This is a genomic window from Candidatus Omnitrophota bacterium, assembly GCA_013791745.1.
Taxonomy (GTDB): domain Bacteria; phylum CG03; class CG03; order CG03; family CG03; genus CG03.
The window spans coordinates 1-6,250 of record VMTH01000134.1 but is presented as its reverse complement, the minus strand read 5'-3'; the positions used below and the strand labels follow the sequence as shown (position 1 = coordinate 6,250).

Here is a 6,250-nt window from a genome sequence, read left to right as displayed (position 1 = left end):
TTTTCCTATATCGCTCTAAATCGACTTTTCGGGGGGCGCTTTATCTTTATCCGGCGCAGTGGCTTATTGACATAAAGCACCGTGTAATTTATAGTTTTACAGACAGGAGGTGGGGGAAAGTGGGATAATGCTGAATAACTCTAAAAATATATATAAACTTGATTCAAAAAACAGGTTTTCCGTGCGCGGGGAAATGCTGAAAGACGGCAGGATATTCCACCTGACTCTCGGCCTGGACGGCTGTCTTTTCATGTATCCCGAAAAAGAATGGCAGCGGATACGCGAAAAACTCTCACTTCTCAATTACGCCTCAAAAGACAACAGGAAATTCCTTAGGATCTTTTACGCCCATTCCTGTTCGGTAAAAGCGGATCCCCACAAACGCGTTCTTCTGCCTGATGCCCTCAAAAAAAAATGCGGCATCGCAAAAGAGCTGCTCCTCATAAAAATCGGACGATTATACGAACTGTGGCCGCCTAAAAAATTCGCCGAATATGAAAACGCCAACGCTAAAACATACGCCGGATACGCCGACAAACTGGATATCAAATTATGAAAGAGGGCCCGCTGCTCGGCGAAGAGGTTATCCGCTATCTGAACATCAAAAAGGACGGTTTTTACATAGACGCCACCGCGGGAATGGGCTATCTTGCGGAAGTCATACTCGATGAACTCGGCGAAAACGGCAGACTGCTCATGACGGATCTGGACAAAGACCTCTGTTCACTGCTTAAAAAAAACGAGATCTTCCGCGACGGCAGGATAACAATTGAAAACTCAAACTACACGGATCTGCCCAACCTGCTCAAAAACAGGGATCTTCCCAAAGCCGACGGTATACTTTTTGATTTCGGCGTCGGAACATACCAGCTCAATTCGGACAGGGGTTTCAGTTTCATGAAAGATGATTTCCTTGATATGCGCTACAGCCTCCAGAGCCCTCTGCGGGCATGGGATGTCATAAATTCGTTTCCCGAAAAAGAACTCGCCGGCGTCATCTACGAATTCGGCGAAGAGCACCGTTCCCGGCGTATAGCCAGAAGCATCGTCGAAGAGAGGGGGAAAAATAAAATAGACACCGCCTCGAAGCTGGCGGAAATCATTAAAAAATGCGCGCGGGGAGGAAAAACGCATCCCGCCACCAAAACTTTTCAGGCTCTGCGCATTTTCGTGAACGGTGAAATGGACAATGTGCGGAAGGTCTTTTCTTTTCTGCCGGCGGTATTAAAGCCCTGCGGCAGGGCGGTGTTCCTCACATTCCACAGCCTTGAAGACAGGATTGTAAAAACTTCGCTGAAAAAACTTACCTCTGACGGTACCGTCGAACTTCTGACAAAAAAAGCCGTTAAAGCGACATACGCTCAAAGCCGCACGCAGCCGCGCGCGAGAAGTATCAGGCTGAGAGCCGCGCAAATCATATGACATCGGCACACAGGCTAAAACCCCGCGGCAAACATGACGCACTGATAAAAACCGCCGCCATATGGGGCGCGGCGACGCTGACGCTGATAGGTATAATCGTTACCCAAAGCGCCGAAACCATAAAAATCGGTTACCAGATATCCGATCTCAACGCGGTCTGGCAGGAGAAAAATTTTGAGCACATGAGACTCGTGGAAAAAATAAACGGTTACACGGGGATGGGGAAGACTGATAAATTCATAGAGCGGCACTTTAATCTCCGCCGGGCCGAACCGGCAAAAATAATTTTCATGGACGATACAAATGCCTCAAAGTAACGCGCGCTTCACCATAATCAGCATATTCTTCGCGCTGCTTTTTACGGCGCTGGGCTTAAGAATAATATATCTTCACACCGTCAAAAAAAACGTCATCACCTCCAGCAGGAGGGCTTTCGGGAAGGTTAAAAAACTCCGCGGGAATATAATCACCTCCGAAGGAAATATCATAGCCTCCTCCATACGCGGAAAGCGGATCTTCCTGAGGAAAGGTGAACATCTGACTGGCGGCGAAAAGGCCCTCCTTGCGCGCATGGAAACAGATTTACAATTTCCCGATGCCAGCGCGTCACGACAGCTTCTGATCAAATTCCTCTCTCCGGCGGAAACGGAAGCTCTCAGACAGAATCCGGTTGCCCAAAAACTGGAATTTATTCCCGCTCAAAAACGCATTTACCTGGACAGCCCAGTTTACTCCCCTATATGCGGTTTCACAAACTATGAAAATGCCGGAGCCGGCGGTCTGGAATACGGCTACAACAAAGAGCTCGAGGGCGGACAGGGCGAGATAATAGAGATCGACGCCACCGGAAAACTGCTATTGAGCAATGACCCCGATATGCTGCATGCCGGCGGTGACAGCGTAAAACTGACCATAAACGGCAGGCTGCAGGAATTTCTCTACCGGCAAATCGACCTGGCGGTCTCCCGTTACAGGGCCCGCAGCGGTTACGGCATAGTCATGGAACCCCACACGGGAAAAATCCTCGCAGCCGTAATGGCCGGCCCGGACGCGGACAGCCTGCTTAAAAATCCTATCATATCCGACGCTGTGGAGCCGGGTTCAACTTTCAAAATAGTGACGGTAGCCGCGGCGATAGAAAACGGCGTTGTGACGCCTGAAGATAAATTTTTCTGCGAAAACGGCTCCTTTGAATTCGCGGGAATCAAAATAAGCGACCATGACCCCTACGGCTGGCTCACTGTCAGTGATATCATAAAGTTCTCATCTAACATAGGCATCTGCAAGGTGGGCAGTCTCGCGGGCAGGAACGCGCTGTACAAAGCGGCCCGTGATTTCGGATTCGGATGCCCTACGGGAATCAAACTTCCGGGTGAGGCCAGGGGGCTGCTCAAAAGAATCGACACATGGGAGAGCACCTCCCTCAATTACATTTCTTTCGGCCAGGAAATCGCAGCCACGCCGCTTCAGATAGCGCAGTCTTTCGCCGTGATAGCTAACGGCGGCGTGCTGATAAAACCCTGTATACTGGAGAGCATAATCGAAGCCTCCGGGAAAAAAGTCCACAAGACAAAACCCGTAAGAATCCGCCGCGCTATAACGAAAAAAACATCGGATACGGTCAAAGAAATGCTTTTCCAGGTGGTGGAAGGAGGCACCGGCGTTAATGTCAGATTACAGGGGTGGGAAATATGCGGGAAAACCGGCACCGCCCAGAAATTCGATACAAAAGCCGGAAAATATTCCGAAAAAACATATTTCTCGTCGCTGGGCGGTTTTTTCCCTAAACAGGATCCGAAATTTGTAATATTCATCGCTCTGGATGAACCGCAGGAACATTACTACGGCGGTATCGTTTGCGCGGACGCTTTTCGCCAGACAGTAAAAGAGATCATAGATATTTACGGAATAGCCCCGGCGGCCGCGGCCGGGGGCGGAGAAAAAAAGAATGAAACTTGACGAACTTATTTTAAAATCGGGGATCGATACGGCCGCGGTATACGGCGGCAACGCTGAAATCACAGGCGTTTCTTATGACAGCCGGCAGACCAAAAAGGGGGATTTGTTCTTCGCTTTGCCCGGAAGCGCCGCAGACGGTGACAACTTCATACCGGAGGCCGTGAAAAAAGGAGCATCAGCGGTCGCCTCGCAAAGATCTCACCAAGCTGGCGTGCCGTCAATCAAAGTGACGGATATAAAAACGGTCATGGCGCGCATGGCCGAGGCCTTTTACGGCTTCCCTTCAACAAAAATTGATTTGTACGGCATCACCGGGACTAACGGAAAAACAACCGTCACTTATATGCTGGAGAGCATAGTCAAAGCATCCGGCGAATCATGCGCGGTTTTCGGCACCGTCAATTACAGGTTCGGCAAGCGAATTTTCACTTTGCCAAACACGACCGCGGAATCCGCGGATATATCAAGACTGCTGGCGGAATTTGTCAAAAGCGGAGGACGGCGCTGCTTTATAGAAATGTCCTCTCAGGGGCTGGACCGGAAATGCGCCGAAGCCCTTACATTTAAAGCGGGGGTGTTCACAAATCTCTCGCGCGAGCACCTCGACTGGCACGGGAGCATGGAAAACTACGCCGCGGCGAAACGCCGGCTCTTTGAAAAAGTCTTCGAGAGCTGCGGCGATAAAGGCCTGGCGGTGATAAACTCTGATGACCCGTGGTCGGAAAAAATCCTCAACGTACTACCTCTCAAAAAGGTCACATACGGCATTAACAAGCACGCCGATTACAGCGGAAAGATAATCAGCATGGACATCGCGGGAACAATTGTTGAGGTCAAAAACTCCCAGGAAAAAATCAGAATAGAACTTAAGCTGCCGGGCGAACACAATGCCATGAACGCCCTGGCGGCTTTCGCGCTCGCGCGGGAAGAGGGTTTCAGCGTCGAGATCATAAAAAAGGGCCTTGAGAAACTTCTGGACATCAAGGGGCGCCTGAGCAGAATTACATCGGAAAAAGGTTTTACCGTTTATGTGGATTATGCCCACACGCCGGACGCCCTGGAAAAGGTCATCCGGTCGCTGAAACCTCTGACACAAAAAAGGATCATCACCGTTTTCGGCGCCGGCGGGAACAGGGACAGGGGGAAAAGGCCCTTGATGGGAAAAATAGTTTTCGAGAACTCGGATTTCTCGTGGATAACTTCCGATAATCCGCGAAACGAGGATCCCCGGGCCATTGCGCTGGATATAGAAGTCGGTATGCGAAAAACCGAAGGCGCTAAATTCACGGATGGAAACCCCCCGTGGCGGGTGGAATTGGACCGTAAAAAAGCGCTCTCCGGCGCCATTGCCATGGCGGAAAAGGGCGATATCATACTGATAGCGGGCAAGGGGCATGAGGAATACCAGATAGTGGGCGAAAAAAAAATCCCTTACAGCGATATAGCAACTGTAAAAAAAATATTAAAAACGCAAAAATGAAATCATTGAAGACAGGAGGTTAAATGTTTTATTGGCTATTCGTTCCGCTTAAAGAATTTTTCTTCGGATTCAATCTGTTCCGCTATATCTCGTTCCGCGCCCTGGGAGGGATAATAACCTCATTCGCTTTCGTGGTTGTCGCGGTACCCATGTGGATAAATTATTTTAAGAGCAAAAAACTTCTCATGGCCGTGAGAGAGGACTCCCTCGTGAATCACCACAAGAAAGTGACAGTGCCGACGATGGGGGGAGTGATCCTCATCCCGGCCATAATCATAAACGCGCTGCTGTGGATGCGGCTGGACTGCAAATTCACATATATAGTCGTGGGCGTCCTTTTTATTCTGGGGCTGTGCGGATTTATGGATGACTACAAAAAAATCAAAAGACAGTCGGCGAAAGGCCTTTCCGCCAAAACCAAACTTATGTTTCAGGCCGCGGCGGGAATAGGGCTGGGAATTTATATGTTTTTTCATCCGGCTTTTCCCGAAGGGCAAACGGCAGTGAGCATACCGTTTTTCAAGAACATCATCCTGTACACAGGCGTTTTCTATATCCTCTTCACCTCGATCATCATCGTGGCCTCCTCCAACGCGGTGAACCTGACAGACGGACTTGACGGCCTGGCCATCGGATCCGTTATACTGGTGAGTGCGGCTTTTGCCATCCTCGCATATATAGCCGGCAATATAAAATTCGCCGGATACCTTAAATTTCCCTATGTGCCTCAGGCAGGTGAGATCACGATTTTCCTGACTATCATCATAGGGGCGGGACTGGGTTTTCTCTGGTTCAACGCGCCGCCGGCCGAGATATTCATGGGCGACACAGGCTCTCTGCCGCTGGGCGGGGTAATAGGCGCCATATCCGTGCTCATAAAACAGGAAGCTTTGCTGATCATAGCCGGAGGCGTGTTTGTCGTTGAAGCGCTTTCCGTTATAATACAAGTGCTGTACTACAAAAAGACATCCAGGCGTTTCTTCAAAATGGCGCCTCTCCATCATCATTTTGAACTCAAAAACTGGCCGGAGTCAAAAGTCGTGGTGAGATTCTGGATAATGGGCATATTCTGCATAATACTGGCCCTGCTGACGCTGAAAGTGAGATGATAAAACTGAAAAACAAAACAGTACTCGTCTGCGGCGGCGGAAAGAGCGGCAGGGCGATGGCAAAGTTTCTCCTCAGCAAAGGCTCGAATGTGATCGTTTCAGACACTAAAAAGATCAGAATACCGGGCGCTGAATGCATCCTCCAGGATGACATCTCCCGGCGGCTCGGAGAAATAAATATGATGATACTTTCTCCGGGAATAGACCCTAAAAACAGTTTTGTCCGCGAGGCAAAGCGCAGAAAAATACCTGTGGCGGGCGAATTTGAATTCGCCTATTC

At 49.7% G+C, this 6,250-nt stretch carries 7 protein-coding genes; all 7 read left to right on the top strand.

The features are described from left to right. The first annotated feature begins 127 nt into the window (after positions 1-127). Positions 128-556 (top strand): hypothetical protein, encoded by a 429-nt coding sequence (locus FP827_06415; GenBank protein MBA3052700.1) that lies wholly within the window; start codon positions 128-130, stop codon positions 554-556. Further along, positions 553-1,422, top strand: coding sequence for a 16S rRNA (cytosine(1402)-N(4))-methyltransferase RsmH (gene rsmH, locus FP827_06410; protein ID MBA3052699.1), 870 nt, complete (start codon positions 553-555; stop codon positions 1,420-1,422). The genes FP827_06415 and rsmH overlap by 4 nt, the downstream gene beginning before the upstream one ends. Continuing rightward, entirely contained in the window at positions 1,419-1,739 is a 321-nt protein-coding gene (locus tag FP827_06405) for a hypothetical protein (protein ID MBA3052698.1), read from the top strand. Before rsmH ends, FP827_06405 begins: the two co-directional genes overlap by 4 nt. Next, a complete protein-coding gene (locus tag FP827_06400) occupies positions 1,726-3,381 on the top strand; it encodes a penicillin-binding protein 2 (protein ID MBA3052697.1) in 1,656 nt (551 codons plus the stop codon). Before FP827_06405 ends, FP827_06400 begins: the two co-directional genes overlap by 14 nt. Beyond that, positions 3,371-4,861, top strand: a complete 1,491-nt coding sequence (locus tag FP827_06395) for a UDP-N-acetylmuramoyl-L-alanyl-D-glutamate--2,6-diaminopimelate ligase (GenBank protein ID MBA3052696.1) — start codon at positions 3,371-3,373, stop codon at positions 4,859-4,861. Before FP827_06400 ends, FP827_06395 begins: the two co-directional genes overlap by 11 nt. Before the next feature lie 23 nt (positions 4,862-4,884). Next, complete coding sequence (locus FP827_06390) at positions 4,885-5,970, top strand: phospho-N-acetylmuramoyl-pentapeptide-transferase (GenBank protein MBA3052695.1); 1,086 nt, start codon at positions 4,885-4,887, stop codon at positions 5,968-5,970. Further along, positions 5,967-6,250: hypothetical protein (locus tag FP827_06385; GenBank protein ID MBA3052694.1), on the top strand; the 284-nt coding region annotated here is incomplete at its 3' end. The genes FP827_06390 and FP827_06385, both read left to right, overlap by 4 nt.